Source organism: Aquirufa aurantiipilula, assembly GCF_019923745.1.
In the GTDB taxonomy this organism is placed as follows: domain Bacteria; phylum Bacteroidota; class Bacteroidia; order Cytophagales; family Spirosomataceae; genus Aquirufa; species Aquirufa aurantiipilula.
The window spans coordinates 1-24,657 of the sequence record NZ_JAANOG010000005.1 but is presented as its reverse complement, the minus strand read 5'-3'; the positions used below and the strand labels follow the sequence as shown (position 1 = coordinate 24,657).

At 38.9% G+C, this 24,657-nt stretch carries 38 protein-coding genes and 1 pseudogene; 38 read left to right on the top strand and 1 reads right to left on the bottom strand.

What is annotated here, in order from left to right; all coding sequences use genetic code 11:
- The first annotated feature begins 88 nt into the window (after window positions 1-88).
- From G9H60_RS06900 to G9H60_RS06870, 7 genes are all read left to right on the top strand, one after another.
- Entirely contained in the window at window positions 89-430 is a 342-nt protein-coding gene (locus G9H60_RS06900) for a DUF4296 domain-containing protein (protein ID WP_223143324.1), read from the top strand.
- 44 nt (window positions 431-474) lie between these two features.
- Window positions 475-1,326 carry a glycerophosphodiester phosphodiesterase family protein gene (locus G9H60_RS06895; protein WP_262899975.1) on the top strand — a complete coding sequence of 284 codons (852 nt, stop codon included), beginning with the start codon at window positions 475-477 and terminating at the stop codon, window positions 1,324-1,326.
- A complete protein-coding gene (locus G9H60_RS06890) occupies window positions 1,326-2,858 on the top strand; it encodes a GH3 auxin-responsive promoter family protein (RefSeq protein ID WP_262899974.1) in 1,533 nt (510 codons plus the stop codon). Before G9H60_RS06895 ends, G9H60_RS06890 begins: the two co-directional genes overlap by 1 nt.
- A gap of 4 nt (window positions 2,859-2,862) precedes the next feature.
- Complete coding sequence (locus G9H60_RS06885) at window positions 2,863-3,315, top strand: GatB/YqeY domain-containing protein (RefSeq protein ID WP_223143322.1); 453 nt, start codon at window positions 2,863-2,865, stop codon at window positions 3,313-3,315.
- Between the two features lies 1 nt (window position 3,316).
- Window positions 3,317-4,378 carry a 23S rRNA (adenine(2503)-C(2))-methyltransferase RlmN gene (gene rlmN, locus G9H60_RS06880; RefSeq protein ID WP_223143321.1) on the top strand — a complete coding sequence of 354 codons (1,062 nt, stop codon included), beginning with the start codon at window positions 3,317-3,319 and terminating at the stop codon, window positions 4,376-4,378.
- 9 nt (window positions 4,379-4,387) lie between these two features.
- The gene (locus G9H60_RS06875; RefSeq protein WP_223143320.1) at window positions 4,388-4,972 is read left to right on the top strand and encodes a precorrin-2 dehydrogenase/sirohydrochlorin ferrochelatase family protein; all 585 of its coding nucleotides are present in this window, start codon (window positions 4,388-4,390) and stop codon (window positions 4,970-4,972) included.
- 228 nt (window positions 4,973-5,200) lie between these two features.
- The gene (locus G9H60_RS06870) at window positions 5,201-5,803 is read left to right on the top strand and encodes a transposase (RefSeq protein WP_223143319.1); all 603 of its coding nucleotides are present in this window, start codon (window positions 5,201-5,203) and stop codon (window positions 5,801-5,803) included.
- Window positions 5,804-6,034: 231 nt separating this feature from the next.
- Here G9H60_RS06870 and fbaA read toward each other — a convergent pair whose 3' ends face one another.
- Entirely contained in the window at window positions 6,035-7,117 is a 1,083-nt protein-coding gene (gene fbaA, locus G9H60_RS06865) for a class II fructose-bisphosphate aldolase (protein WP_223143318.1), read from the bottom strand.
- A 532-nt stretch (window positions 7,118-7,649) separates the two neighbouring features.
- Here fbaA and rplC point away from each other — a divergent pair.
- From rplC to G9H60_RS06710, 31 genes and pseudogenes are all read left to right on the top strand, one after another.
- A complete protein-coding gene (gene rplC / locus G9H60_RS06860; RefSeq protein ID WP_109324432.1) occupies window positions 7,650-8,267 on the top strand; it encodes a 50S ribosomal protein L3 in 618 nt (205 codons plus the stop codon).
- Window positions 8,268-8,309: 42 nt separating this feature from the next.
- Window positions 8,310-8,939, top strand: a complete 630-nt coding sequence (rplD, locus tag G9H60_RS06855) for a 50S ribosomal protein L4 (RefSeq protein ID WP_109324431.1) — start codon at window positions 8,310-8,312, stop codon at window positions 8,937-8,939.
- A 37-nt stretch (window positions 8,940-8,976) separates the two neighbouring features.
- Complete coding sequence (gene rplW / locus G9H60_RS06850) at window positions 8,977-9,264, top strand: 50S ribosomal protein L23 (protein ID WP_109324430.1); 288 nt, start codon at window positions 8,977-8,979, stop codon at window positions 9,262-9,264.
- A gap of 47 nt (window positions 9,265-9,311) precedes the next feature.
- The gene (rplB, locus tag G9H60_RS06845; protein WP_109324429.1) at window positions 9,312-10,139 is read left to right on the top strand and encodes a 50S ribosomal protein L2; all 828 of its coding nucleotides are present in this window, start codon (window positions 9,312-9,314) and stop codon (window positions 10,137-10,139) included.
- Between the two features lie 3 nt (window positions 10,140-10,142).
- On the top strand, window positions 10,143-10,421 hold the full coding sequence (gene rpsS, locus G9H60_RS06840) for a 30S ribosomal protein S19 (protein WP_109324428.1): 279 nt from the start codon (window positions 10,143-10,145) through the stop codon (window positions 10,419-10,421).
- A gap of 39 nt (window positions 10,422-10,460) precedes the next feature.
- Entirely contained in the window at window positions 10,461-10,838 is a 378-nt protein-coding gene (gene rplV, locus G9H60_RS06835) for a 50S ribosomal protein L22 (protein ID WP_109324427.1), read from the top strand.
- Between the two features lie 23 nt (window positions 10,839-10,861).
- Window positions 10,862-11,689 carry a 30S ribosomal protein S3 gene (rpsC, locus tag G9H60_RS06830; protein WP_109324414.1) on the top strand — a complete coding sequence of 276 codons (828 nt, stop codon included), beginning with the start codon at window positions 10,862-10,864 and terminating at the stop codon, window positions 11,687-11,689.
- A gap of 43 nt (window positions 11,690-11,732) precedes the next feature.
- Window positions 11,733-12,152 (top strand): 50S ribosomal protein L16, encoded by a 420-nt coding sequence (gene rplP, locus G9H60_RS06825; RefSeq protein ID WP_109324413.1) that lies wholly within the window; start codon window positions 11,733-11,735, stop codon window positions 12,150-12,152.
- A gap of 39 nt (window positions 12,153-12,191) precedes the next feature.
- Window positions 12,192-12,383: a 50S ribosomal protein L29 gene (rpmC, locus tag G9H60_RS06820; protein WP_223143317.1), complete on the top strand. Its 192-nt coding sequence runs from the start codon at window positions 12,192-12,194 to the stop codon at window positions 12,381-12,383.
- 69 nt (window positions 12,384-12,452) lie between these two features.
- Entirely contained in the window at window positions 12,453-12,710 is a 258-nt protein-coding gene (gene rpsQ, locus G9H60_RS06815) for a 30S ribosomal protein S17 (protein ID WP_109325446.1), read from the top strand.
- Window positions 12,711-12,756: 46 nt separating this feature from the next.
- Window positions 12,757-13,125, top strand: a complete 369-nt coding sequence (gene rplN / locus G9H60_RS06810) for a 50S ribosomal protein L14 (protein ID WP_109324411.1) — start codon at window positions 12,757-12,759, stop codon at window positions 13,123-13,125.
- A 41-nt stretch (window positions 13,126-13,166) separates the two neighbouring features.
- Complete coding sequence (gene rplX, locus G9H60_RS06805) at window positions 13,167-13,502, top strand: 50S ribosomal protein L24 (RefSeq protein ID WP_166229553.1); 336 nt, start codon at window positions 13,167-13,169, stop codon at window positions 13,500-13,502.
- Window positions 13,503-13,546: 44 nt separating this feature from the next.
- Complete coding sequence (rplE, locus tag G9H60_RS06800; protein ID WP_166229555.1) at window positions 13,547-14,101, top strand: 50S ribosomal protein L5; 555 nt, start codon at window positions 13,547-13,549, stop codon at window positions 14,099-14,101.
- Window positions 14,102-14,140: 39 nt separating this feature from the next.
- The gene (gene rpsN, locus G9H60_RS06795; protein WP_109324408.1) at window positions 14,141-14,410 is read left to right on the top strand and encodes a 30S ribosomal protein S14; all 270 of its coding nucleotides are present in this window, start codon (window positions 14,141-14,143) and stop codon (window positions 14,408-14,410) included.
- A 76-nt stretch (window positions 14,411-14,486) separates the two neighbouring features.
- Window positions 14,487-14,882: a 30S ribosomal protein S8 gene (gene rpsH / locus G9H60_RS06790; protein WP_109324407.1), complete on the top strand. Its 396-nt coding sequence runs from the start codon at window positions 14,487-14,489 to the stop codon at window positions 14,880-14,882.
- A gap of 61 nt (window positions 14,883-14,943) precedes the next feature.
- Window positions 14,944-15,501, top strand: a complete 558-nt coding sequence (rplF, locus tag G9H60_RS06785) for a 50S ribosomal protein L6 (protein ID WP_109324406.1) — start codon at window positions 14,944-14,946, stop codon at window positions 15,499-15,501.
- 45 nt (window positions 15,502-15,546) lie between these two features.
- Window positions 15,547-15,894, top strand: coding sequence for a 50S ribosomal protein L18 (gene rplR, locus G9H60_RS06780; protein WP_109324405.1), 348 nt, complete (start codon window positions 15,547-15,549; stop codon window positions 15,892-15,894).
- A gap of 8 nt (window positions 15,895-15,902) precedes the next feature.
- On the top strand, window positions 15,903-16,421 hold the full coding sequence (gene rpsE, locus G9H60_RS06775; protein ID WP_109324404.1) for a 30S ribosomal protein S5: 519 nt from the start codon (window positions 15,903-15,905) through the stop codon (window positions 16,419-16,421).
- 35 nt (window positions 16,422-16,456) lie between these two features.
- The gene (gene rpmD / locus G9H60_RS06770; protein ID WP_205753085.1) at window positions 16,457-16,636 is read left to right on the top strand and encodes a 50S ribosomal protein L30; all 180 of its coding nucleotides are present in this window, start codon (window positions 16,457-16,459) and stop codon (window positions 16,634-16,636) included.
- 45 nt (window positions 16,637-16,681) lie between these two features.
- Window positions 16,682-17,128, top strand: coding sequence for a 50S ribosomal protein L15 (rplO, locus tag G9H60_RS06765; RefSeq protein WP_109324402.1), 447 nt, complete (start codon window positions 16,682-16,684; stop codon window positions 17,126-17,128).
- A 17-nt stretch (window positions 17,129-17,145) separates the two neighbouring features.
- Window positions 17,146-18,465: a preprotein translocase subunit SecY gene (gene secY, locus G9H60_RS06760; protein ID WP_109324401.1), complete on the top strand. Its 1,320-nt coding sequence runs from the start codon at window positions 17,146-17,148 to the stop codon at window positions 18,463-18,465.
- Window position 18,466: 1 nt separating this feature from the next.
- A complete protein-coding gene (map, locus tag G9H60_RS06755) occupies window positions 18,467-19,273 on the top strand; it encodes a type I methionyl aminopeptidase (protein WP_223143316.1) in 807 nt (268 codons plus the stop codon).
- Window positions 19,274-19,282: 9 nt separating this feature from the next.
- The gene (infA, locus tag G9H60_RS06750; protein ID WP_092013982.1) at window positions 19,283-19,501 is read left to right on the top strand and encodes a translation initiation factor IF-1; all 219 of its coding nucleotides are present in this window, start codon (window positions 19,283-19,285) and stop codon (window positions 19,499-19,501) included.
- 28 nt (window positions 19,502-19,529) lie between these two features.
- A complete protein-coding gene (rpmJ, locus tag G9H60_RS06745; RefSeq protein ID WP_109324399.1) occupies window positions 19,530-19,646 on the top strand; it encodes a 50S ribosomal protein L36 in 117 nt (38 codons plus the stop codon).
- Between the two features lie 43 nt (window positions 19,647-19,689).
- Window positions 19,690-20,067, top strand: coding sequence for a 30S ribosomal protein S13 (gene rpsM / locus G9H60_RS06740; RefSeq protein WP_109324398.1), 378 nt, complete (start codon window positions 19,690-19,692; stop codon window positions 20,065-20,067).
- Between the two features lie 45 nt (window positions 20,068-20,112).
- On the top strand, window positions 20,113-20,508 hold the full coding sequence (gene rpsK, locus G9H60_RS06735) for a 30S ribosomal protein S11 (RefSeq protein WP_109324397.1): 396 nt from the start codon (window positions 20,113-20,115) through the stop codon (window positions 20,506-20,508).
- A gap of 103 nt (window positions 20,509-20,611) precedes the next feature.
- Window positions 20,612-21,217, top strand: a complete 606-nt coding sequence (rpsD, locus tag G9H60_RS06730; RefSeq protein WP_109324396.1) for a 30S ribosomal protein S4 — start codon at window positions 20,612-20,614, stop codon at window positions 21,215-21,217.
- 71 nt (window positions 21,218-21,288) lie between these two features.
- Window positions 21,289-22,278: a DNA-directed RNA polymerase subunit alpha gene (locus G9H60_RS06725; protein ID WP_129027430.1), complete on the top strand. Its 990-nt coding sequence runs from the start codon at window positions 21,289-21,291 to the stop codon at window positions 22,276-22,278.
- Window positions 22,279-22,368: 90 nt separating this feature from the next.
- Window positions 22,369-22,986, top strand: coding sequence for a 50S ribosomal protein L17 (gene rplQ, locus G9H60_RS06720; protein ID WP_223143315.1), 618 nt, complete (start codon window positions 22,369-22,371; stop codon window positions 22,984-22,986).
- Between the two features lie 89 nt (window positions 22,987-23,075).
- Window positions 23,076-24,176, top strand: coding sequence for a glutamine-hydrolyzing carbamoyl-phosphate synthase small subunit (gene carA, locus G9H60_RS06715; protein WP_223143314.1), 1,101 nt, complete (start codon window positions 23,076-23,078; stop codon window positions 24,174-24,176).
- Window positions 24,177-24,259: 83 nt separating this feature from the next.
- Window positions 24,260-24,616 (top strand): annotated as a pseudogene (locus G9H60_RS06710) (IS3 family transposase); the annotation flags it as partial.
- Window positions 24,617-24,657 lie beyond the last annotated feature (41 nt).

Sequence of the window (24,657 nt, the reverse complement as noted above, 5' to 3'; positions counted from 1 at the left end):
GGCTTAGAATCGTGCTAAATTACCTATTTTTTGAGCAAGTCGAATGAAAAGCCACAAAAGCTTTCTAAATTAAGGGTAAATTTGAACCATGAGAAAAATTTATTTCCTACTATGTTTGGGATTCTTAGCATGCAGGGAATCATCCACATCCAAACTCATTGAAGAGGATAAATTAGCTGAGATATTAGTCGATATTCACATCGAGGAATCCAAGGTTTCCAATATGCACTTTGGTAGCATTGACTCATCTTTGTTGGCATACAATTACCAAGAAAAGCGTATTTTTAAAAAATATGGGGTGGATTCTTTACAGTTCGCGAGCAATTTTGATCGCTATGTGCAGGAGCCCAAGGATTTTTTGCGCTTGTATGATAAGGTAAACCGAATCATGGAAAACCGATTTAAAAAGTCTGAAAATTCCCACCGATGAGACTAGTAGGATTATGTTTTTTATGGTTAGTAAACTGTATGGCTATGGCGCAATCTCCTTTTATTCAAGGACATCGAGGTTTTAGGGGGCTTTACCCAGAAAATACTATTCCTGCATTTGAGCATGCTTTACAAGTGGGAGTTCAAGTATTGGAGATGGATGTATGCATTTCAGCAGATGGGCAAGTTGTAGTTTCACATGAACCATATATGAATTCATCATACAGCACCAAGCCTGATGGACAACCAGTTACTAAGGAAGAAGAAAAGAAATTCAATCTTTTCCAGATGAACTATGAACAAATTAGGCAGTTTGATACAGGAAAAAGAGGTAATGCTGCTTTCTCAGAGCAGCATGCTATGGCAGCACATAAACCATTGCTTTCTGAAGTGTTAGCCTTAGGCGAAGCATTTAGAAAAAAATACAAAAGGGATATATATTATAATATTGAAATTAAGTCGGTGGAAGCAGAATATGGGATTTCTCAACCAAAGACCGTTGAGGAATTTTCTGAGAAAGTTTGGGACGTCATTGCCCAGCAGGTAAAACCAGCGTTTATCATGTTACAAAGTTTTGATTTCAAAGTATTGAAATATTGGAATAGGGCTATGTTAGAAGGTAAATTCCCTAAGCAAATTCAGCTTTCAGCTTTAGTATCCAGAAAAAGTCCAGAGAATACCATCAAGGATTTGGGTTTCACCCCAGCAATTTATAGTCCCAATTACCAAGCTTTAAGTCCTGAGTTTGTAGTATATAGCCATAAAAATGGAATGAAAGTGGTGCCTTGGACGGCTAATGAATCTGAAGAGATTAGCCGTTTGGCGGAAATGGGTGTTGATGCTGTTATTACCGATTACCCCAACCGTGTTCCTCAATATTTAAAACCTGTGCATTGATGGCAAACGGAATTTCCTTATTCAATGAAACGCTTTTATGGTTCATGAAACGACGTATGTCGAGGATTGAGTCCATTTATACACGGCCTTTGGATTTGCAGGAAATTTGTTTGAAAGATTTGGTTCAAGCCGGCCGCCAAACTGAATGGGGAAAGGAATTTGGCTATGGTCAAATTTCGAATTATGCAGCATTTAAATCTCAGGTACCCATTTCTACCTATGAGGAAATTTTTCCTTACATCGATCGGGTGATGCAAGGAGAACAGCAAATTCTTTGGAATAGCCCTGTAAGTTGGTTTTCAAAATCATCAGGGACTACGAATGCACGAAGTAAGTTTATCCCTGTTTCCAAAGAGTCTTTGGAATCTTGTCACATGATGGGGGGCAAGGATATGATTACCTTATTGATTAATAATCGGCCAGAAACTAGGGTTTTTGAAGGGAAAGGCTTGTCTATTGGGGGTAGTTTATCCTATTGTCCTACTAATCCCAATGTCCTTGTTGGGGATGTATCGGCAGTTATCATGAAGAATTTGCCTGTTTGGGCTCAAATGATTCGTACTCCTTCTTTGGAAGTAGCCTTAATGGATGATTGGGATCAGAAGATAGAAAGGATGGCCTTGGAGACTTCCAAAGAAAATGTCACAAGTATTTTGGGGGTCCCTACGTGGACCTTGGTGTTGATAGAGAAAATTTTGGAAATCACAGGCAAAAAGTCCATACTGGATGTTTGGGAGAACTTTGAATTTATGATTCATGGAGCGGTTGCTTTTGGGCCTTATCGGGAACTCTTCCAAAAACAGGTTTTCCGTGATCAGGGGGTGGGTTTTCTGGAAATTTATAATGCATCGGAAGGATTTTTCGGCATACAGGATGATTTGACATTGCATGATGAATTATTGCTAATGCTTGATTATGGAATCTTTTATGAGTTTATACCCATCAATGATGAGGGGGAAGAGCAAGATACGATTGTTGATTTAAGCCAGGTTGAATTGGGTGTTAATTATGCTTTGGTGATTAGTACGAATGCTGGTTTGTGGCGATATAAAATTGGAGACACGGTTCGTTTCACGTCTTTAGACCCTTACAGGATTAAAATTTCAGGTAGAACAAAGCATTTTATCAATGCTTTTGGGGAGGAAGTTATCATGGAAAATGCTGAAATGGCTATATCTAAAGCCTGTTTGATGACAAATTCCATCATCAAAGAATATACGGCTGCACCAAATTACATGAATGGAGGCCAAAGGGGTAGTCACGAATGGATTATAGAATTTTCAAAAGCACCAAAAGAAATGCGTACCTTTGTGGAGGTATTGGATCAAACGCTACGCGAGGTTAATTCAGATTATGACGCTAAGCGGTCTTATGATTTAGTATTAGGCCCACCCATTGTTCATCAGGCTCCACAGGGAACTTTTTATGCTTGGATGCGTGAAAGAGGGAAGTTAGGAGGCCAGCACAAAGTCCCACGATTGAGTAATAATCGGGAGTTTTTGGAGGGAGTCAAAGCTCATTTTAAAGAATAAAAACATGTCATTAAAACTTACCATTGAGAACGGGATCAAAGACGCGATGCGTGCTAAAGATGCCGATAGATTACGTGCATTGCGTGCTATTAAATCACTTATCTTATTAGAAGAAACTTCAGGTTCGAATGCAGGAGAATTGTCCGCTGACACAGAAATGAAGATTTTGATGAAAGCTGCCAAACAGCGTAAGGATTCATTGGAAGTGTATGTAGCACAGAATCGTCCAGATTTAGCGGAGAAGGAGCAAGCTGAATTGAGTATTATTGAAGAGTTTTTGCCAAAGCAATTGAGCGAGTCTGAATTGACAGAAAAAATTCAAGCGATTATAGTTCAAGTAGGGGCTAGTAGCCCTGCAGATATGGGGAAAGTTATGGGAGTGGCAAGTAAGCAATTAGCAGGTTTAGCTGATGGCAAAGCCATTTCTACCAAAGTAGGAGAACTTTTAAAGAAATAAAGTGTCAGAAATAGCCAAGAAAGAGGAATTGGGAGCAATAAGAAAGCTCAGTTTGGACGAGTTGAAGCAATTAATGATTCAGCATGGGGATCCTGCGTTTCGGGCTAAACAAGTTCATGAGTGGATCTGGAAAAAATCTGCCCGTAGTTTTGATGCGATGGGCAATATTCCAAAGACGACTAGGGAGTGGTTGAATCAACATTTTTCTTTGCAATGCGTTCAAACAGATGATATGCAGGTAAGCTCGGATCGGACAATCAAATCCAGTTTTAAGTTGCATGACGGACATTTAGTTGAAGGAGTTTTAATCCCAACCAGAGAAAGAATGACGGCTTGTGTGTCATCACAGGTGGGATGTTCATTGACTTGTAGTTTTTGTGCTACGGGTTATATGGATCGGAAACGAAATTTAGAATCATTTGAAATTTACGATCAGGTAGTGTTGATTCGTGATCAGGCACAAGAAAAATATGGCATTCCCTTGACCAATATTGTATATATGGGAATGGGTGAACCATTGTTGAATTATGCCAATGTATTGAAATCAATTGAAGAAATTACTTCTCCTGATGGCTTGGGCATGTCACCTAAGCGGATTACGGTATCTACTGCCGGTATTGCTAAAATGATTAAGAAGTTGGGAGATGATCAGGTCAAATTTAATTTGGCACTTTCTCTTCATGCGGCTAATGATACCAAAAGAAATCAGATTATGCCGATCAATGAGACGAATACATTGGTGGCATTAGCGGAGGCATTGCGGTATTTTTATGATAAGACTGAGAATGAGATTACCTTGGAGTATATCATGTTCAATAAGTTTAACGATTCGGTGGAGGATGCAAAGGAGTTATGGGAGTTTGCTAGAAAGTTGCCATGTAAGATTAATATCATCGAGTATAACCCAATTGCCCAAGCTTCATTTGTGAATGCAGAAGCAGATGCATTAGCGAAGTTTACGGCATTTCTAGAAAGCAAAAAGATGATTGTCAATGTTCGTCGATCTAGAGGAAAGGACATTGATGCAGCTTGTGGACAATTGGCGGGAAAGAAAACAGCATAAATTTATTGGATGGAAGCGCAGAATAGGCTATTTCCTATATTTCTTAAATTGGAACAATTGGATGTTTTGGTTGTGGGAGGCGGGAATGTTGCTTTGGAAAAAGCATCGGCTATGTTACGAAATGCTCCTGATTCAAAGATAAGCATGGTGGCTCCATTTTTTAGAGAAGAGACATTGGCTTATTTAAAGGATTATCCACAGGTACAATTGATACACAGAGTCTTTGAGGAGCAGGATTTGGATGGTAGAGATTTGGTGATATGTACGACAGATCAATACGACTTACATGTAGAGATTCGTGAATTAGCTAAGCAAAGACATTTGTTATGCAATGTGGCTGATACTCCTGCATTATGTGATTTTTATTTGGGTTCAATCGTTCAAAAGGGGGATTTGAAAATTGCGATTTCTACCAATGGCAAGTCACCTACTTTAGCTAAGCGCATTCGAGCATTTTTAGAAGAAGTTATTCCAGATGATATTCAGACCTCTTTAGATTCTCTTGAGACATTGCGTAAGGAACTTAAGGGAGATTTTGCATCTAAGATTCAGGCGTTGAATGAATTAACGAAGGGCCTAATTTTCAAAAAATAATTGTGAGTATTTATCTTTAAAGATTTTTAAAGATTTGACAACTTTTTAAAAGTTGTCAAATCTAAGCACTCTTAAGACCAATCTATTTATAGGAATTTCTTTTCCAAAGGTAGTATCAAATTCTTTCGATTTTCTTGCTTGAACAATTTTATCAACTTATTGATATTCTGCCAAATAAGCTGATTTAAGTAGTGCATTTTGGTTAGGTTCGTTTTTAAATTCCTTTTCATGGCCTATGTAGAGCATTATTACACACAATTTTATTCTGGAGAATATTACCACCTGTATAATAGAGGAGTTGATAGGAAATCAATTTTCAAATCAAGATCTAACTATTCTTATTTCTTAAGACAATGGATTAAATATTTAGAGGGCTATGTAAATGTGATTGCTTTTAGTCTAAATGATAATCATTTTCATTTTTTAGTTCAAGTGAATCATTTTAGCGAAAGTGACCTGGATGGGAAATCTGTACATGAGCTGATTTCAAGTAGGCTAAAAAAGTTCTTTCAATCATATACTATGGCATTTAATAAACAACATGGTCGCGTAGGTACACTATTTCAAACTCCCTTTAAAAGAGCAATAGTTACCAAAATAGAGGACCTTTCTACGTTAATTGCCTATATACACTTGAATCCCCAGAAGCATGGTCTAATTGCAGATTTCCGGCAATGGGAATGGAGCTCTTATGGGAAGATTTTACAATTCAAGAAGAGTTTCGTTGAAAAAGAATTTGTATTGGAGTGGTTTGGAGGAAAAAAACAGTTTATTGATTTTCATGCAAGAGAATTTAAAGAAATTGATATTCTTTCATTGATAGATGAATAGTGCGTGTGTATTTATCATTTGATTATTAGCTTTAACAAATAGCTTTGACAATTAGATTTGACAACTTTTTAAAAGTTGTCAAATCTTAACCCTTAACCCTTAACCCTTGAACCCTTAACCCTTACCCCTAAACTTAATCTATCCCTAACCCCCCAATCATCCTCACCAAAAGAAATAAATCAATAAAAAGGGGGCTCATTTGAGCCCCCTTTTTATATAAGGTAATCAATATTATAAATATTGATTTGCATTGTTGGCATTCAAATCTTCAAAAGCGGATTTTAAACGTGCCACAAATGTGTCTTCACCTTTACGTAACCATACGCGTGGATCATAGAATTTCTTATTAGGAGCATCATCGCCAGATGGATTACCAATTTGACCCTGTAAGTAGGCTTCTTTCTCTTTGTAAAAATTAAGAATACCTTCCCAGAAAGCCCATTGTAAATCTGTATCAATGTTCATTTTGATGGCGCCATATGAAATAGCTTCACGGATTTCTTCACGTGAAGAACCTGAACCACCGTGGAAAACGAAGTTGATTGGCTTTTCTGCAGTTAATGCATATTTATTGCGAATGAAATCTTGAGAGTTCTTCAAGATAACTGGTTGTAACTTTACATTACCAGGCTTGTATACACCGTGAACATTTCCAAATGCTGCTGCAATCGTGAAACGATGAGAAATAGCATTTAATACTTCATAAGCATAAGCTACTTCTTCTGGTTGAGTATATAATTTGGAAGAATCAACATCTGAATTATCAACACCATCTTCCTCACCACCTGTTACACCTAATTCAATTTCAAGTGTCATACCAATCTTAGCCATACGGGTTAAGTATTTAGCACAGATTTCTAAGTTTTCTTCCAAAGGCTCTTCTGACAAGTCAATCATGTGCGAAGAGAACAAAGGTTGTCCAGTTTCAGCATAGAATTTTTCACCTGCATCCAATAGGCCATCTAACCAAGGAAGTAATTTTTTAGCGCAGTGGTCAGTATGAAGAATTACTTGCACACCATATACTTTAGCTAATTGGTGTACGTGATAAGCACCAGAGATTGCTCCAGCGATGGATGCTTCTTGGTTTCCATTAGGAAGAGATTTTCCAGCGTAAAATTGAGCACCGCCATTCGAGAATTGAATGATAACTGGAGAATTAACCGCTTTAGCAGCTTCTAATACACCATTTACAGTGTCAGTACCAGTAACGTTTACCGCAGGTAATGCAAATTGATGTTTTTTAGCAATTTCAAATAATTCCTGAACGGCATCTCCGTGCAAAACACCTTTTTGGTTAGTTAAACTTGACATAATGATTTTTTTTCTTGGGAAATAAATAAAAACTACCTGATTAACAGGTGAGTAGGGCACAAATTTAGTAAAAATGCACAAATTCTAAGGCCTAATTCCGAATAATACACAGACTCAGAGGATTAGCTAAAAAATATTTTTAATTGTGCTATTGGATGTGTTAATATTTTTCCTACCTTTGCACTCCCGTTCGACAAACGCAGTTTTTTATTCAGAAAGAGGTTGGCAGAACTTCTCGAATTTATTTAAAACATCAAAAATGCGTGTCGAAATGGTTTAAATTGAGGTAAGCTCGATTTTTGTGTTAGAACTGGTATTGATTAATGAATGTTGAATGCCCAACCCATTGATTGAATATTAAGCTACACAAGGTGTTTTTCGCTGTTATCCACAGCGCCTCCATCTTGTCGCTTTACGCCAATCTGCATTTTTTATTGATTCTTCGTCATTGTTCGCAATGATTTATGAATAAAAGTCTCACAACAAGCCATAGTTAGCCTTGTGAGCATAATTTTTTTAAACAAAATATTATATGTCTGGAATTATTGGTAAAAAAATCGGAATGACCAGCCTATACATGGAAGACGGTAGATCCGTTGCATGTACGCTGATTGAGGCCGGCCCTTGTGTTGTTACGCAAGTGAAAACTGTTGAGAACGAAGGCTACAATGCTGTTCAAATCGGTTTCGGTGAAAAGAAAGAGAAGCACACAACAAAATCTTTGTTGGGTCACTTTAAGAAAGCTAACACAACTCCAAAGAAAAAATTGGTAGAGTTTCGCACGTTCGAGCAGCCATTGAACTTAGGAGATGTATTAACAGTAGAAATGTTAGAAGTTGGAACCTTCATTGATGCGGTAGGAACTTCTAAGGGTAAAGGTTTTCAAGGTGTTGTAAAACGTCACGGATTTGGTGGTGTGGGTGGTCAAACTCACGGTCAGCATAACCGCGGTCGTCACCCAGGTTCTATTGGAGCTTGTTCATTCCCATCACGTGTATTCAAAGGCTTACGTATGGCTGGACGCACAGGAGGAAATCGTGTTAAGGTTCAAAACTTAGAGGTTTTGAGAATTTATCCAGACAAAAACCTTTTGGTGGTATCAGGATCAATTCCTGGAGCGAAGAACTCATACGTAATTATTGAAAATTAAAACCCATAAAGGCGCGAGCCTTTAACAATAGACATTCTGATTATGGAATTAGCAGTATATAACATAGCAGGTAAAGATACCGGAAAGAAAGTAACCCTTTCTGACGAGATCTTTGGCATTGTTCCAAACGAGCATGTGGTTTACTTGGATGTGAAGCAATATTTGGCGAACCAACGTCAAGGAACACACAAGGCGAAAGAGCGTGCAGAAGTTTCACGTTCAACGCGTAAGATTAAAAAACAAAAAGGTACAGGTGGTGCACGTGCTGGTTCGATGAAATCTCCTTTGATGAAAGGTGGTGGTCGTATCTTCGGTCCACGTCCACGTGATTACCATTTCAAATTAAACAAAAAGGTGAAGTCATTGGCTCGCCAGTCAGCTCTAGCTGCAAAAGCACAGAGTGGAGATATCGCAATTTTGGATTCAGTGGCGTTTGACACTCCAAAAACTAAAGCGTATTTGACTATGTTGAAAGCTTTCTCTTTAGATAATACAAAAACATTATTGATCACTCCAGAAGTTGACAAGAATGTAGTGTTGTCAGGACGTAACGTTCCAAAGGCAAAAGTTTCGACAGCATCTGATGTGAATACTTATGATTTAGTAAATGCTACTAAATTATTGATCACAGAAGCAGCGATCCAAAAAATTGAATCATCTTTTAGTAAATAATTTTCAGAACCTAGTTCTGTTATAAACGAAATATACCATGGGCATTATTAAACGTCCGGCCTTGACTGAAAAGTCGCAAGCCATGCAAGAAAAAGGCAAGTATGTATTTGTGGTTGAATTGACTGCAAACAAGATTGAGATTGCCAAGGAGGTTAAAAAAATGTACGGAGTAGAGGTATTGGATGTAAAAACCATGCGTCAAATTGGAAAGAAAAAATCCAAGAGCACTCGTACTAAGATTACTTCTGGACGGACTTCTACCATTAAGAAGGCAATCGTTACAGTAGGTACAGGAGAAGTGATTGACTTCTACCAAGGAATTTAATTAGAATGTATTAAGGGGGTTCATCCCGATAATTTGAACTAAAATAAATGGCAGCTATTAAAAAATTAAAACCAACAACTCCAGGCCAACGTCAGCGCATTGCGCCAACGTTTGAGGAGATTACTACGGACAAGCCGTATAAGCCCCTTTTGGAGCCTATCAAGCGTACAGGTGGTAGAAATGCAGATGGTCGTCGCTCGATGCGTTACATCGGAGGTGGTCACAAGCGTCGTTACCGTGTGATTGATTTTACTCGCTCTAAATTTGATGTATCGGCTACTGTTTTGACAGTAGAATACGATCCAAACCGTACTTCACGTATTGCTCTTGTTGAGTATACCGATGGAGAAAAGGCTTATATCTTAGCTCCGCAAGGAATTCAAGTAGGTCAAACAGTTATCTCTGGTGAGTCAGTGGCTCCCGAGATTGGAAATACATTGCCTTTGGCAAACATCCCATTGGGTACTTTGGTACACGCAATTGAGTTGCAACCAGGTCGTGGAGCTGAAATGGCTCGTTCGGCAGGTACTTACGCTCAGTTGTTAGCACGTGATGGTAAATACGCCACGCTTAAGTTACCTTCAGGTGAAATGCGTATGGTATTGGCTCGTTGCTTAGCAACAATCGGTACTGTTTCGAATGCAGATCACATGAACGTGAACTTAGGTAAAGCAGGTCGTCATCGTTGGTTAGGTCGCCGTCCACGTGTTCGTGGTGTGGTGATGAACCCAGTAGATCACCCGATGGGTGGTGGTGAGGGCCGCGCTTCAGGAGGTCACCCACGTTCTCGTACCGGTTTATTGGCTAAGGGTAAGAAAACTCGTAATCCAAAGAAACACACTAATCGTCTTATCATCAGTAGAAGAAAAAAATAGTAGATGGCACGTTCACTAAAAAAAGGTCCTTACATTGATTACCGCCTTGACAACAAGGTACAGGTGATGAACGAATCCGGCAAAAAGTCGGTGATCAAAACATGGTCAAGACGTTCAATGATTTCTCCAGATTTCGTAGGCCACACGTTTGCGGTTCACAACGGGAATAAATTTATTCCGGTTTATGTAACTGAAAACATGGTAGGTCATAAATTGGGTGAGTTCTCGCCGACCCGTAACTTCCGTGGTCACATAGCGAAAAAAGACAAGGGTAAAAAGTAAAGATATTGACCTACGGGTCTTATAATCAGAAATTGAAAAATGGAAGCTATTGCTAAATTAAGAAATGTTCCTACTTCGCCTCAAAAGATGCGTTTGGTAGCGGATATGGTACGCGGACAAAAAGTATCTAAGGCTTTAGGTATTTTAAAGTTTGAGCCTAAAGTGGGTGCTAAAGCAATTGAAAAATTGTTATTATCAGCAGTCTCTAACTGGCAGAACAAACATGAGGACGCTAAAATCGAAGAAGCTGATTTATACATCAAGACTATCTTCGTAGATGGAGGTTCATCTATCAAGCGTTTACGTCCTGCTCCTCAGGGAAGAGGTCACCGGATTTTGAAAAGATCCAATCACATCACTTTAGTAGTGGCTTCTTCGGCAGCACCTGCTTTAGAGGAAACAAATTCAGCTGAATAATTAACTATTAGATATAACAAGAAATGGGACAAAAAATTAACCCCGTTGGATTAAGATTAGGTATCGTAAGAGGTTGGGATTCTAACTGGTACGGTGGTAAGACTTTCGCGGATAAATTGGTTGAGGACGAGAAGATCAGAAAGTATGTGGCTGCTCGTATTCCAAAGGGATCTATCTCTAAAGTTATTATTGAACGTACTTTAAAGCGTATCACATTGACGATCAATACAGCTCGTGCTGGTGTCGTGATTGGTAAGCAAGGTGCCGAAGTAGATAAGGTAAAAGAGGAGTTGAAAAAGATCACTGGAAAAGACGTTCAAATCAACATTTTTGAAATTAAACGCCCAGAAATCGATGCTAAATTAATTGGTGAAGCTATTGCTCAACAATTACAAGCTCGTATCTCTTTCCGTCGTGCGATGAAACAAGCTATTGCTTCTGCGATGCGTGTAGGAGCTCAGGGTATTAAATTGAAATTATCAGGTCGTTTAGGTGGTGCTGAAATGGCACGTTCTGAAGGATACAAGGAGGGACGTATCCCATTGCACACATTGCGTGCTGATGTGGATTATGCCATCTCTGAAGCATTAACTGTTTACGGTAAAATCGGTATCAAAGTATGGGTATTCCGTGGAGAGGTTTTTGGAAAGCGTGATTTATCTCCAAACGCAAACATGGGCTTGCAATCTACTTCGGCAGATTCTCGTCCTGGTGATCGTGGCCCACGTGGTCGTGACGATGACCGTCGCGGAGGAGGACGTTCTCGTCGTCCAGAAGGAGCAGATCAAGGTGGTGATCGCAATAAACCAGGTGCTGGTGGTGCAAACCGTGGCCGTGGAGGAAAGCGCTAAGCATCCATAATAATTTTGTATTAGATATTAGACTTATAAGAAGATGTTACAACCAAAAAGAACGAAATTTCGTAAGCAGCAAAAAGGTCGCGTAAGAGGGGTTGCTACCCGTGGCCACGAAATTGATTTTGGATCATTCGCTATTAAATCTTTGGAGCCAGGTCGTATTACAGCTCGTCAAATTGAGGCAGCTCGTATTTCGGTAACTCGTGCCATGAAACGTGAAGGTCAAGTTTGGATTCGTATTTTCCCTGACAAACCTATTACTAAGAAGCCTGCAGAGGTTCGTATGGGTAAAGGAAAGGGAGCTCCTGAGTATTGGGTAGCCAACGTTCGTCCAGGTACTATTTTGTTCGAATCAGCAGGTGTTCCTTTAGCCCTAGCGCAAGAAGCTTTGCGTTTAGCCGCTCAGAAATTACCGATGCGTACAAAATTTGTAGTACGTAGAGATTATTCAGAATAGAGTTTTAGACCCCCGGTTTAAAATTTAAATAGCATCGTTATGAAAAACGCAGAAATAAACAAATTAGGAGTAGCGGAATTGACACAGCAAATTGCTGTAGAGCAGGAGAACTTATCTCGCTTGAAATTGGCTCATGCCATTTCACCGATTGAGAACCCAATGCGTATTCGTGAAACTCGTAAATTGATTGCCCGCTTAGAGACAGCTTTATCGGCGCAAGCAAAAGCTTAATTAATTATTAATTTTTAATAGACCATTTCGGAATTGCTAATGGTCAATTGTTTAACAAGTCCAACAACCATGGAAGAAAGAAACCTAAGAAAAGTAAGGATTGGGAAAGTGGTTAGTGATAAGATGGATAAATCAATCACTATTACAGTAGACCGTAAGGTTAAGCACCCCTTGTACGGAAAGTTCGTACAGAAGACCACTAAATTGATGGCTCATGATGAGAATAATGAGTGCGGAATTGGTGATACAGTGAAAGTGATGGAAACCCGTCCTCTTTCTAAAAATAAGCGTTGGAGATTAGTAGAAGTAATCGCAAAAGCGAAATAATTCTATCTCTTGTTATTCAAAATTTAAAATTTAAAGATCAAAGATAATGTTACAGCAAGAATCAAGATTGGGTGTAGCGGATAATTCTGGAGCGAAAGAAGTTTTAGTGATTCGCGTTTTGGGAGGTACTGGAAAAAGATATGCTTCTGTAGGCGATAAAATTGTAGTTTCAGTTAAGTCGGCTCTTTCCTCTTCAAGCATGAAGAAAGGAACAGTTTCAAGAGCAGTAGTTGTTCGTACGAAAAAAGAAATTCGTCGCAAAGATGGTACGTATATTCGTTTTGAAGATAACGCGGCCGTTTTATTAAATGCCAACGATGAGCCAAGAGGAACTCGTATTTTTGGACCTGTGGCACGTGAATTACGTGAGGCTGGTTTTATGAAGATTGTTTCTTTAGCCCCAGAAGTTTTATAAATAGATAGATATATTGGTTATCCAATAGAAAAAATCATACCATGGAAAATAATACAAGCAAGCAAACAAAATTGCACGTAAAAAAAGGAGATACTGTGATGGTGATTGCAGGTAATGCCAAAGGTAAAACTGGCGTTATCAAGCAAGTGATCGTTGAGAAATCTCGTGCAATTGTAGAAGGAGCTAATTTGCAAACGAAGCACGTTAAGCCTTCAGCAAGCAATCCTCAAGGAGGTATTGAAAAGCGTGAGGGTTCAATCCACATCTCTAACTTGATGGTGGTTGAAAACGGAAAGCCTGTACGTACTGGTCGTAAAGTAAACGAGCAAGGTAAGTTACAGCGCTACTCTAAAGTAACAGGAAAATTTATTGCATAAATAGAATTTAACGCGTGGGTCGGAAATCCACAACATATACAAAAATGGCAGTACCTAGATTAAAAAAACGTTTTGTAGAAGAGGTTGTACCTAGCTTGAAAGAAAAGTTTCAGTACAAGTCTGTGATGCAAGTACCTAAGATTACTAAAATCGTAATCAACAAAGGTGTAGGAGCCGCTGTAGCGGACAAAAAGCTAGTAGATGTAGCTGTAGAAGAAATCACTCAGATTGCTGGTCAAAAGGCAGTTGCAACTATTTCTAAGAAGGCAATCTCTAACTTTAAATTGCGTGAAAACATGCCAATTGGTGTGAAAGTAACTTTGCGTGGAGATCGTATGTATGAGTTTTTAGATCGTTTAACAACGGTTTCTTTAGCTCGTGTACGTGACTTTAAAGGAATCTCAGAAAAGGGATTTGACGGTCGTGGAAATTATACATTAGGGGTTAAGGAGCAAATCATCTTCCCTGAAATTTCTATCGATAAAGTAGCTAAAATCTCCGGTATGGACATCACATTTGTGACTACAGCCAACACGGATGAAGAAGCTTACGCTTTATTAGCTGCCGTAGGAATGCCTTTTTCCAATATTAAAAAATAATTAGCCACCGGCTACTAACACATTTAAAATTTTTACATCATGGCTAAAGAGTCAGTAAAAGCTAGAGAAAGAAAACGCGAAGCAGCGGTTGCTAAATATGCAGTGAAAAGAGCAGCATTGAAAGCAGCTGGTGATTACCTTGGATTGGATAAGTTACCTAAAAATGCTTCTCCAGTACGTCTTCATAACCGTTGTAAGTTGACTGGTCGTCCACGTGGTTATATGCGTAAATTCGGCATTAGCCGTGTTACTTTCCGCGAAATGGCATCCAATGGTTTGATTCCAGGAGTGACCAAATCAAGCTGGTAATATAAAATTTGATTAATTAAATTCATTTTTGTAATTTTGCAGGCCTTTTTAATGGCTTGCGGCAAATTTAAAAACAATGACAGATCCTATAGCAGACTATTTAACCCGATTGAGAAATGCCTTGAAGGCACGCCATAGGGTAGTTGAAATTCCTGCTTCCAACATTAAAAAGGAAATCACGAAGGTGCTTTTTGATAAGGGGTATATTTCAAATTATAAATTTGATGATACTACAGTTCAAGGAACCATCAAGATTGCTTTGAAATATAACGCAGTAACTAAGCAACCTGCAATCATTAATTTGACTCGTATTTCTAAGCCAGGTTTACGTAAGTACAACGGAGCTGAAGAGTTACCACGCGTATTGAACGGTTTGGGTATCGCTATCTTGTCTACTTCGAAGGGAGTAATTACTGACAAAGAAGCGCGTACGCTACACGTAGGTGGTGAGGTACTTTGCTACGTATATTAATAATTAATTGTTTAACGCTGAAAGGAGCTAAGCTCGAAATCTAAGCAAAAACTACATTTTCATGTCAAGAATAGGAAATAAAATTATCAACCTACCTGCTGGTGTAACAGTAGATGTTAACACAGGTAATTTGGTAACAGTGAAAGGCCCTAAAGGAACTTTATCACAACAAGTAGACCAAGATATCATCATCGAAATCGAAGGAAACGTGTTGACAGTAAAGCGTCCAACAGAGCAGAAACGTCACAAGGCTATGCACGGTCTTTATCGTTCATTGATCAACAACATGGTTGTTGGTGTAAGTGAAGGTTTCGTGAAGAATTTAGAAATCATTGGTGTGGGTTACAAAGCAGCAAATCAAGGTAATATCTTGGAATTGAGCTTAGGTTACTCTCACGCTATTTTTATGGCTATACCTGCAGAAATCAAAATCACTACGGCGATGGAGAAAGGTAAAAACCCAATGGTGAACTTAGAAGGTATCGACAAGCAATTGATCGGTCAAGTGGCAGCTAAAATCAAATCACTTCGTCCAGTTGAGCCTTACAAAGGTAAAGGTGTACGTTTTGTGGGTGAGCAAGTTCGTCGCAAGGCAGGTAAAGCAGGTGGTAAGAAATAAATAGAAAGCGTGGGCCGGAAATCCACACAAACAAGTTAAATCAATATGGCAACAACAAAAGATTTACGTAGACTTCGCATCAAACGTGCGATACGTGCGAAAATAAAAGGAACAGCTGAACGTCCTCGTTTAACTGTTTTCCGTTCCAACACAGCGATGTACGCTCAGTTGGTGGATGATTTGAGTGGAAAGACTATCATGTCTGCTACCTCATACAAGAAAGGTAAAGTGAACAACAATGTAGAGGCTGCCAAATTAGTAGGAACAGCTATCGCAGATAAAGCCAAAGCTGCTGGAATCACTAAAGTGGTTTTTGATCGTAACGGTTATTTGTATCACGGAAGAATTAAATCATTAGCTGAAGGCGCTCGCGAGGGTGGCTTACAATTTTAATAAAAGATATGTCGCATTTACAAGCAAAACCAATTAAGGTTAATGAGGGTGAGTTGAAGGAGAAAGTAGTAGCCATCAACCGTGTTGCCAAAGTGGTAAAAGGGGGTCGTCGTTTTAGTTTTTCTGCTATCGTCGTAGTAGGTGATGGTCACGGAATCGTAGGTTTCGGATTAGGAAAAGCAAACGAAGTAACTGATGCTATCACAAAAGGTATCGAAGACGCTAAGAAAAATTTGTTCCAAATTCCTTTGTTGAAGAACACTGTTCCTCACGAGCAATTAGGTAAGTTCTCTGGTGGTTTCGTACTAGTTAAGCCAGCTGCTCCAGGTACAGGATTGATCGCCGGTGGTGCGATGCGTGCTGTGTTAGAATCAGCAGGTGTTCACGACGTATTAGCGAAATCTAAAGGTTCTTCGAATCCTCACAACGTAGTTAAAGCAACAATTGATGCTTTAGTGAAAATGAGAGCTCCACACACCGTGGCTTTCCAAAGAGGAATTTCTGTAGCTAAAGTATTTAATGGATAATCGAGTGCCTTCGTGCCTCTAAAATAGAACATACGATGTCTAAAGTTAAAATTACCCAAGTAAAAAGTGCTATCAAGCGTCCTGAAGTTCAGAAACGTACGATCCAAGCACTAGGATTAGGTAAGATCCGTAAAAGTGTTGAAGTAGAATTGAATCCAGCTATCGCAGGTATGATTCGTGCAGTCAATCACTTAATTGTAGTAGAGAATATATAATTTAATTGCGAGTTGCCCCTAGGGGTAGCGTTAAGCCCAATACACATGAAATTATCTTCATTAAAGCCAGCAGAAGGCTCGGTAAAAACAAGAAAAAGAGTAGGTCGTGGTCAAGGTTCAGGTCTTGGTGGAACTTCCGCTCGTGGTCACAAAGGAGCTCAGTCTCGTTCAGGTTATTCACGTAAGCGTGGATTTGAAGGAGGTCAGATGCCGATTCAACGTCGTGTACCTAAGTTCGGTTTCAAAAACATCAATCGCGTAGAATACAAAGCAATCAATTTAGATACCTTACAAGCTTTAGCTGATGCTACAGGTTTGAAGCAGATCAATTTTGAGACACTTTACAGCCACGGATTAGTATCTAAGTCTGACTTAGTGAAAATCTTAAGCCGTGGAAGTGTTACTTCTGCTTTAGAAGTTACAGTTAAAGGTTTTTCTGGTGCTGCTAAAGCTGCTATTGAAGCAGCAGGTGGTCAAGCTATTGTTGGTTAATCCTCTATTCTAAACGAATGAACAAGCTAATAACAACGTTTAAGCATATCTTCGCGATTGAGGAATTAAGAGGTCGTATTTTCAATACGTTACTTTTTATCGCCTTTTTCCGTCTGGGTTCTTATATCGTTCTACCAGGTGTAGATGCGACTAAATTAACACAAGCCGGTGATGGTGGTCTCTTTGGTTTGTTGAACATGTTTTCGGGTGGTGCTTTAAGTAATGCTTCGGTATTTGCTTTAGGTATTATGCCTTACATTTCAGCATCTATCGCTATTCAGTTGTTGACCATTGCTCTTCCTTACTTCCAAAAGATGCAAAAGGATGGAGAATCTGGTCGTAAAAAACTAAACCAAATCACGCGTATCTTAACCATCTTCGTTACAGCAGCGCAAGGATTTACCTATTTACAAGTTACTATTCCAGCAGAAGCTATCTTGGTTGACCCTTGGTTCTTCCGTCTTTATGGAGTAGCTATCTTAATTGGTGGAACCATGCTTTGTATGTGGTTAGGTGAAAAAATTACCGATAAAGGTATTGGAAATGGTATTTCAATGTTGATTATGATTGGTATCGTTTCTCGTTTTCCTGCTTCCTTGTTACAAGAGGCCGGTTCACGTGGTATGGCCGGTGCTTTATTATTCATCATTGAAGTCATTGCTTTATTCTTTGTCGTGATGGGTGCTGTGATGGTTACTCAAGCGGTTCGTCGAATTCCAGTTCAATATGCTAAGCAAGTTGTTGGAAGCAAGATGTCTGTAGGTGGAGAACGTCAATACATTCCATTGAAGTTGAATGCATCGGGTGTAATGCCCATCATTTTTGCTCAAGCATTGATGTTTATTCCAGGTTTAGTAGCTCAATCTTTTGCAGAGAAAAGCGAATTTGCTCAGTCTGTAGCACAAGCATTTGGTGATTTCACCACATGGCAATACAATGCCTTGTTTGCTTTATTGATTGTAGTATTTACCTTTTTTTACACAGCGATTTCTATTAACCCGACTCAAATTTCGGATGACATGAAACGTGGTGGCGGTTTTGTTCCAGGTGTTAAGCCGGGTGAAGAAACTTCTAATTTTATTGCTAGCATTTTAGATCGCATTACTTTGCCAGGTGCATTGATGTTGTCTATCATCGCTATTTTACCTGCCATTGCCAATTTATTTGGTGTAACTAGAGGTTTCGCTTCGTTTTTTGGAGGGACTTCCCTATTGATTTTGGTAGGAGTAGTTTTAGATACATTGCAACAAATTGAAAGTTATTTGTTGATGCGTAAATATGAAGGTTTGATGCAATCAGGACGTGTGAAAGGACGTTCGGAAATGATTAGCAGATAAGATGATTTATTTAAAGACACCCCAAGAATTAGCTATCATTCAAGCGAATGGTGAAATTTTAGGGAAATGTCACGCTGAAGTTGCCAAAGCCATTCAACCTGGTGTAACAACCTTAGCTTTAGATAAAATTGCCTACCAGTTTATAAAGGATCATGAGGCTCATCCTTCCTTTTTAAATTATCAAGTAGGTGATAAAAAATATGCTTATTCGCTTTGCATCTCAGTAAACGATGTGGTAGTTCATGGATTACCTGGAAGTTTAGAACTGAAAGAAGGAGATATTATCTCCATTGACGCAGGTGTTTACAAACATGGTTTTCATGCCGACAGCGCTTATACCTATGCCATAGGTCAAGTAGGAGAGGATGTTGAAAATTTATTGACAAGGACAAAAGAGTCTTTGTACCAAGGAATTAAGCAAGCAGTAGCTGGAAAACGTATCGGCGATATAGGTTCCGCTGTGCAGACTTATACCGAAGGATTTGGTTACGGAGTAGTTCGGGAATTAGTAGGACATGGAGTAGGTAAAAATCTACATGAAAGTCCAGAAGTTCCCAATTATGGTCGCAGAGGAGATGGACCTAAATTAAAGGAAGGAATGGTTATTGCCATCGAACCTATGGTTAATTTAGGAAAACGTCAAATCACCGTAGATAAGGATGGCTGGACTATTCGGACGGTAGATCGTAAAGCATCTGCTCATTTTGAACATACCGTAGCAGTAGGAAAAAATGAAGCTTTACAGCTGACTACCTTTAGTTACATTGAAGAAGTATTAAAAACATCAACAGTATTGTTGAATATTTAACATAAAATTATGGCCAAACAATCCTCGATCGAAGTAGACGGCATCATATTGGAAGCCCTTTCGAACGCGATGTTTCGGGTGGAATTAGAGAATACGCATCAAGTAATTGCGCATATCTCAGGTAAGATGCGCATGAATTACATCAAGATTTTACCTGGTGATAAAGTGAAGTTAGAAATGTCTCCTTATGATTTGAGTAAGGCAAGAATAGTTTATCGTTATAAATAATAAGGTTTGACCCATAAATTAAACAAATATGAAAGTTAAAGCATCGATCAAAAAGCGTAGTGCAGAATGCAAAGTCATTCGTCGTCACGGAAAGCTTTATGTCATCAACAAGAAGAATCCTAAGTTCAAGCAACGTCAAGGATAATTCGAAAGTATTAAATGATTAATAACAACAATTAATTACCTATATGGCTCGTATTGCAGGGGTTGATATTCCCGACAAAAAAAGAGGAGAAATTGCGTTGACTTATATCTTCGGTATTGGTCGTAGCACTGCTCAAAAGATTTTGACGAAAGCAGAAATTTCGTTTGACAAGAAGGCTGGTGAGTGGAATGATACGGAAGCTAGCGCTATCCGTGCTATTATTGCTGCCGAATTCAAAACGGAGGGACAGCTTAAGTCTGAGGTTCAATTGAACATCAAGCGTTTGATGGATATTGGATGCTACCGTGGTTTGCGTCACCGTAAAGGACTTCCTGTACGTGGCCAAAGAACTAAGAACAATTCTCGTACGAGAAAAGGTCGTAGAAAGACAGTTGCTAACAAGAAGAAAGTAACTAAATAATAACAGGGGATAATTCCTCGACACAATTTTTATTGATTTTATCCAATGGCACAAGCAAAAAGAAAAGATAAAGCGAAGAAAAGAGTGGTGGTAGTTGAGTCAGTAGGCCAAGTACACATCAAAGCTTCCTTTAACAACATCATTATTTCAATTACCAATTCAGCAGGACAGGTAATTTCTTGGGCGTCTGCAGGAAAGATGGGTTTCCGTGGATCTAAGAAAAACACTCCTTACGCAGCTCAGATGGCAGCATCTAACTGTGCAGCAGTAGCTGTTGAAGCGGGAATGAAAAAAGCAGAGGTTTTTGTAAAAGGACCAGGAGCTGGACGTGAGTCAGCTATCCGTACTATCCAAAACTCAGGTATCGAAGTTTCCTTAATTAAGGATATCACTCCAATGCCTCACAATGGATGTCGTCCTCCAAAACGTCGTCGCGTTTAATTTTATTCATGTTGGGTAATTAGTAATTATTTTCTCCAACATCATTTATTCACTTAATTAATTACTTCATTGCCCATAAGAGGGGCATTGACTTTTAAAAAAAATGGCAAGATACACTGGTCCAAAATCCAAAATTGCACGTCGTTTCGGCGAAGCAATCTTAGGTCCGAGTAAAGCATTAGCTCGTAAAAATTATGCTCCTGGTATGCATGGTAAAGGGAAACGTTCAAAAGTTTCTGAATATGCCATCCAATTAAAGGAAAAACAAAAGGTAAAATATACCTATGGTATTTTAGAACGTCAGTTCGAAAATTTGTTTCACAAAGCCGCTGTTAAAGAAGGTATTACAGGTGAGAACTTGTTAAAAATGTGTGAAGCAAGATTGGACAACACAGTATATCGTTTAGGAATTGCTCCTACTCGTCGTGCTGCTCGTCAATTGGTTATCCACAAACATATCATTGTGGATGGTGATGTAGTAAATGTGCCCTCTTACTCATTACGCCCAGGCCAATTGGTAGGTGTACGTGAAAAATCTAAATCTCTTGAGGTTGTTTCTGATTCGCTTGCGAGCCGTTCACCAAAGCGTTTCAACTGGTTAGAGTGGGATGGAGTGGAATTAGTTGGTAAATTTACCGCTTATCCAGAAAGAGATCAGATCCCTGAAAACTTTAATGAGCAGGCTATTGTCGAATTGTATTCGAAGTAATAATCTGGTTAATAATACAATTTTAAAGAGTATCAATAACGTTTTTTCAAGATCATTTTAAGCTACGAAATATGTCAATATTAGCATTCCAAATGCCCGAGAAAGTTGTGATGGAGAAAGCCGATGACTTCCACGGGACATTTGAGTTCAAGCCACTCGAAAAAGGCTACGGTGTTACCATTGGTAACGCACTTCGTAGAATTTTACTTTCCTCTTTGGAAGGTTATGCGATTACAAGCGTTAAGATTTCTGGTGTTTTACACGAGTTTTCAGCAATTGAAGGTGTTCATGAAGATGTTTCTGAAATCATCCTTAACTTGAAGAAGATCCGTCTTAAGAAGGCGCAAGAGATTTTGGAAAATAAAGTAAGTATCAAAGTGAAAGGTCAAACAGCCTTTACAGCTGGAGATATTGCTAAGTTTACGCCTTATTTTACTGTTTTAAATCCTGATTTAGTGATTTGCAACCTAGATTCTTCGAAAGAACTAGAAGTTGAGTTAATCATCGAAAAAGGTCGTGGATATGTTCCTGCTGATGAGCCTCGTGCTAATGAATTAGCTTTTGGTCACATCGCCATCGATGCCATCTACACTCCTATTAAAAATGTTAAATTTAGCATTGAAAATACACGTGTAGAGCAAAAAACTGACTACGAAAAATTAGTGTTAGATATTGAAACAGATGGTTCTATCCATCCAGAAGATGCATTGAAAGGTGCTGCTTATATCTTAATCCAACACTTCATGTTATTCTCTGATCAGACAATGACTTTCGAAACGCCAAAAGCAGAGGAAGACAATGTAGTAGATGAGGAGATGTTACACATGCGTAAATTGTTGAAGACTTCTTTAGCCGATCTAGATTTATCTGTACGTGCTTACAACTGCCTTAAATCAGCTGATGTTCGTACACTAGGAGAATTAGTGAAATTAGAGATTTCTGATATGATGAAGTTCCGTAACTTTGGTAAAAAGTCATTAACTGAGCTAGAACAACTAGTAGAAGAAAAAGGCTTAACCTTTGGAATGGATGTTGCGAAATATCGTTTAGACGAAGATTAATTAATCAATTTTTAAATAAGTAATAGGTGGTGGTCATGTAAAACCCACTAACCGCAGTCCGAAAGGGCTTTTAACTTACGAATTAACACAATGAGACACGGAAAAAAATTCAATCACTTAGGAAGAACAGCTTCCCACAGAGCAGCCTTATTATCTAATATGGCATCCTCTTTAATTCTACACAAGCGTATCGAAACAACTGTTGCGAAAGCAAAAGAATTGCGTAAATATGTTGAGCCTTTAATTACTAAGTCTAAGACTGATAGCACGAACAATCGTCGTGTTGTATTTTCTTACCTTCAAAACAAAGATTCAGTTAAAGAATTGTTTGGAATCGTTTCTGAAAAGGTTGCTGCACGTCCAGGTGGTTATACTCGTATTATCAAATTAGGAAATCGTCTTGGTGACAACGCTGAAATTTGTTTCATCGAACTTGTAGATTTCAACGAAACTATGTTAGCTGCTTCTGCTGAAAAAGCTGGTAAAACTCGTAGAAGTCGCCGTTCTGGTGCAAAGAAAGAAGGCGCTGAAGCTGCTGCTCCTGTAGCAGAAGCTCCATCAGCTGAGGTTGTTGAGGAAGTAGCTGTCGCTGAAGAAGTAGCAGAGGCTCCAGCAGCTGAAGTAGTTGAAGAAGTAGCTGCGGCTGAAGAGCCTGCTGCTGAAGAATCAACAGAAGAGCCTAAAGAAGAAAAAGGAGAAGATGCATAATTCATTTCTCTTTTAATTTTGAAGGGCTTTAACTTTAATTAGTTGAAGCCCTTTTTTTAGATAAAATATTATTCAAACATAGATACATTATGAAAATTACAGAATCGACTCCGGCGGTTTTATTGTTGCAAGATGGTACCCTATTTCACGGGAAAGCATTAGGCAAAATAGGCACACACGGTGGTGAGATTTGTTTCAATACAGGTATGACGGGTTATCAGGAAATTTATACTGATCCTTCTTACGCTGGTCAAGTAATTATCAATACTACTGCACATATTGGTAATTATGGTGTAATGGATGCGGAAGAAGCAGAATCCAAGCAAGTTCAGATTGCCGGAATGGTATGTAATGAATTTTCAAGTGTAAATTCTCGATTTACGGCTACTGGTTCTTTACAAGATTATCTAGAGAATGCGGGAATTGTAGGTATTTCAGGAATTGATACGCGTGCATTAGTTCGACATATTCGTACCAAAGGGGTTATGAACTGCCTAATCTCTTCCGAAATCTTTGATCTTCCTACTTTACAACAAGAGTTAGCTAAAGTTCCTGATATGGAAGGACTAGAGCTTTCTTCCCAAGTTTGTACCCAAGAAACATATTTCTTAGGGGATGCAAATGCTGATTTTAAGGTAGCAGTGCTAGACTTGGGCGTGAAAAAAAGTATTTTAAGTAATCTAACAGATCGTGGATGCTATTTAAAAGTGTTTCCCGCCAAAACTTCTTTTGACGAGATTGCTGCTTGGCAGCCAGATGGCTACTTTGTATCTAATGGCCCCGGCGATCCAGCCGTAATGCCTTATGCCGTAGAAACTGTTAGTCAATTTTTGGCAAGCGATAAGCCCGTTTTTGGAATTTGCTTAGGTCACCAAATATTAGCCCAAGTTTGTGGTTTATCGACCTATAAAATGCACAATGGACATCGTGGTTTAAATCATCCAGTGAAGAATTTGGAAACTGGTTTATCTGAGATTACATCTCAAAACCATGGTTTTGCAGTGCGCATGGAAGAACTTTCAGCTAGTTCACAGGCAACGTTGACTCACATTAATTTAAATGACCAGACTGTAGAAGGATTACGTGTCAATGGGAAAAAAGCATTCTCAGTACAACATCACCCTGAAGCTAGTCCTGGCCCACATGATTCTCGATATTTATTCGATCAATTTATTGACTTGATGAAATAGAAAATAAAAAAGGCAACTTCACAGTTGCCTTTTTTATTAACCTTGTCTCGTCCTGAAATAAGTTGACACCTAATCGACTTATTATGAAAAAAGATCCACGTACTTATCAGAAGCGCAGTCAGCGTGATTATAGTTTAGCTTTTAAGTTGCAGGTTGTGCAGCAAGTAGAAAAAGGCGAGCTAACCTACAAAAATGCTCAGTCTTTTTATGGTATCCAGGGAAGAAGTACTGTGTTGGTTTGGTTAAGGAAACATGGTACCTTAGACTGGTCATTACCCAAACAATACACTTTGGAAAATAACAGTGAACTTACTCCTGAACAGCGGATCAAGCAGCTTGAGACCGCTTTGAAAGAAGAACAAGACCGAAATCTTATTTATAAGACTATGTTTGATATTCTTCAAAAAGAACACGGTATTCAGTTGCCAAAAAAGTCTTTACCCAAGCAATCCAACGGCTCAAAGCCAAAGGAGAAGTAAGT

Bases quoted from the DNA above. Each gene is read 5' to 3' on its own strand.
- G9H60_RS06895 (WP_262899975.1), top strand. From the start codon at position 475: ATGGCGCAATCTCCTTTTATTCAAGGACATCGAGGTTTTAGGGGGCTT.
- rpmJ (WP_109324399.1), top strand. From the start codon at position 19,530: ATGAAAGTTAAAGCATCGATCAAAAAGCGTAGTGCAGAATGCAAAGTC.
- rpsK (WP_109324397.1), top strand. From the start codon at position 20,113: ATGGCACAAGCAAAAAGAAAAGATAAAGCGAAGAAAAGAGTGGTGGTA.
- rpsC (WP_109324414.1), top strand. From the start codon at position 10,862: ATGGGACAAAAAATTAACCCCGTTGGATTAAGATTAGGTATCGTAAGA.
- rplE (WP_166229555.1), top strand. From the start codon at position 13,547: ATGGCAGTACCTAGATTAAAAAAACGTTTTGTAGAAGAGGTTGTACCT.
- rpsQ (WP_109325446.1), top strand. From the start codon at position 12,453: ATGGAAGAAAGAAACCTAAGAAAAGTAAGGATTGGGAAAGTGGTTAGT.
- rplO (WP_109324402.1), top strand. From the start codon at position 16,682: ATGAAATTATCTTCATTAAAGCCAGCAGAAGGCTCGGTAAAAACAAGA.
- G9H60_RS06725 (WP_129027430.1), top strand. From the start codon at position 21,289: ATGTCAATATTAGCATTCCAAATGCCCGAGAAAGTTGTGATGGAGAAA.
- G9H60_RS06870 (WP_223143319.1), top strand. From the start codon at position 5,201: ATGGCCTATGTAGAGCATTATTACACACAATTTTATTCTGGAGAATAT.
- rplD (WP_109324431.1), top strand. From the start codon at position 8,310: ATGGAATTAGCAGTATATAACATAGCAGGTAAAGATACCGGAAAGAAA.
- rpsE (WP_109324404.1), top strand. From the start codon at position 15,903: ATGTCGCATTTACAAGCAAAACCAATTAAGGTTAATGAGGGTGAGTTG.
- secY (WP_109324401.1), top strand. From the start codon at position 17,146: ATGAACAAGCTAATAACAACGTTTAAGCATATCTTCGCGATTGAGGAA.
- G9H60_RS06900 (WP_223143324.1), top strand. From the start codon at position 89: ATGAGAAAAATTTATTTCCTACTATGTTTGGGATTCTTAGCATGCAGG.
- rplN (WP_109324411.1), top strand. From the start codon at position 12,757: ATGTTACAGCAAGAATCAAGATTGGGTGTAGCGGATAATTCTGGAGCG.
- infA (WP_092013982.1), top strand. From the start codon at position 19,283: ATGGCCAAACAATCCTCGATCGAAGTAGACGGCATCATATTGGAAGCC.
- rplC (WP_109324432.1), top strand. From the start codon at position 7,650: ATGTCTGGAATTATTGGTAAAAAAATCGGAATGACCAGCCTATACATG.
- G9H60_RS06875 (WP_223143320.1), top strand. From the start codon at position 4,388: ATGGAAGCGCAGAATAGGCTATTTCCTATATTTCTTAAATTGGAACAA.
- rpsS (WP_109324428.1), top strand. From the start codon at position 10,143: ATGGCACGTTCACTAAAAAAAGGTCCTTACATTGATTACCGCCTTGAC.
- rpsD (WP_109324396.1), top strand. From the start codon at position 20,612: ATGGCAAGATACACTGGTCCAAAATCCAAAATTGCACGTCGTTTCGGC.
- rplW (WP_109324430.1), top strand. From the start codon at position 8,977: ATGGGCATTATTAAACGTCCGGCCTTGACTGAAAAGTCGCAAGCCATG.
- rplV (WP_109324427.1), top strand. From the start codon at position 10,461: ATGGAAGCTATTGCTAAATTAAGAAATGTTCCTACTTCGCCTCAAAAG.
- carA (WP_223143314.1), top strand. From the start codon at position 23,076: ATGAAAATTACAGAATCGACTCCGGCGGTTTTATTGTTGCAAGATGGT.
- rplF (WP_109324406.1), top strand. From the start codon at position 14,944: ATGTCAAGAATAGGAAATAAAATTATCAACCTACCTGCTGGTGTAACA.
- rplQ (WP_223143315.1), top strand. From the start codon at position 22,369: ATGAGACACGGAAAAAAATTCAATCACTTAGGAAGAACAGCTTCCCAC.
- G9H60_RS06890 (WP_262899974.1), top strand. From the start codon at position 1,326: ATGGCAAACGGAATTTCCTTATTCAATGAAACGCTTTTATGGTTCATG.
- rplX (WP_166229553.1), top strand. From the start codon at position 13,167: ATGGAAAATAATACAAGCAAGCAAACAAAATTGCACGTAAAAAAAGGA.
- rpsH (WP_109324407.1), top strand. From the start codon at position 14,487: ATGACAGATCCTATAGCAGACTATTTAACCCGATTGAGAAATGCCTTG.
- map (WP_223143316.1), top strand. From the start codon at position 18,467: ATGATTTATTTAAAGACACCCCAAGAATTAGCTATCATTCAAGCGAAT.
- rpmC (WP_223143317.1), top strand. From the start codon at position 12,192: ATGAAAAACGCAGAAATAAACAAATTAGGAGTAGCGGAATTGACACAG.
- rpmD (WP_205753085.1), top strand. From the start codon at position 16,457: ATGTCTAAAGTTAAAATTACCCAAGTAAAAAGTGCTATCAAGCGTCCT.
- fbaA (WP_223143318.1), bottom strand. From the start codon at position 7,117: ATGTCAAGTTTAACTAACCAAAAAGGTGTTTTGCACGGAGATGCCGTT.
- rplR (WP_109324405.1), top strand. From the start codon at position 15,547: ATGGCAACAACAAAAGATTTACGTAGACTTCGCATCAAACGTGCGATA.
- G9H60_RS06885 (WP_223143322.1), top strand. From the start codon at position 2,863: ATGTCATTAAAACTTACCATTGAGAACGGGATCAAAGACGCGATGCGT.
- rpsN (WP_109324408.1), top strand. From the start codon at position 14,141: ATGGCTAAAGAGTCAGTAAAAGCTAGAGAAAGAAAACGCGAAGCAGCG.
- rpsM (WP_109324398.1), top strand. From the start codon at position 19,690: ATGGCTCGTATTGCAGGGGTTGATATTCCCGACAAAAAAAGAGGAGAA.
- rplP (WP_109324413.1), top strand. From the start codon at position 11,733: ATGTTACAACCAAAAAGAACGAAATTTCGTAAGCAGCAAAAAGGTCGC.
- rplB (WP_109324429.1), top strand. From the start codon at position 9,312: ATGGCAGCTATTAAAAAATTAAAACCAACAACTCCAGGCCAACGTCAG.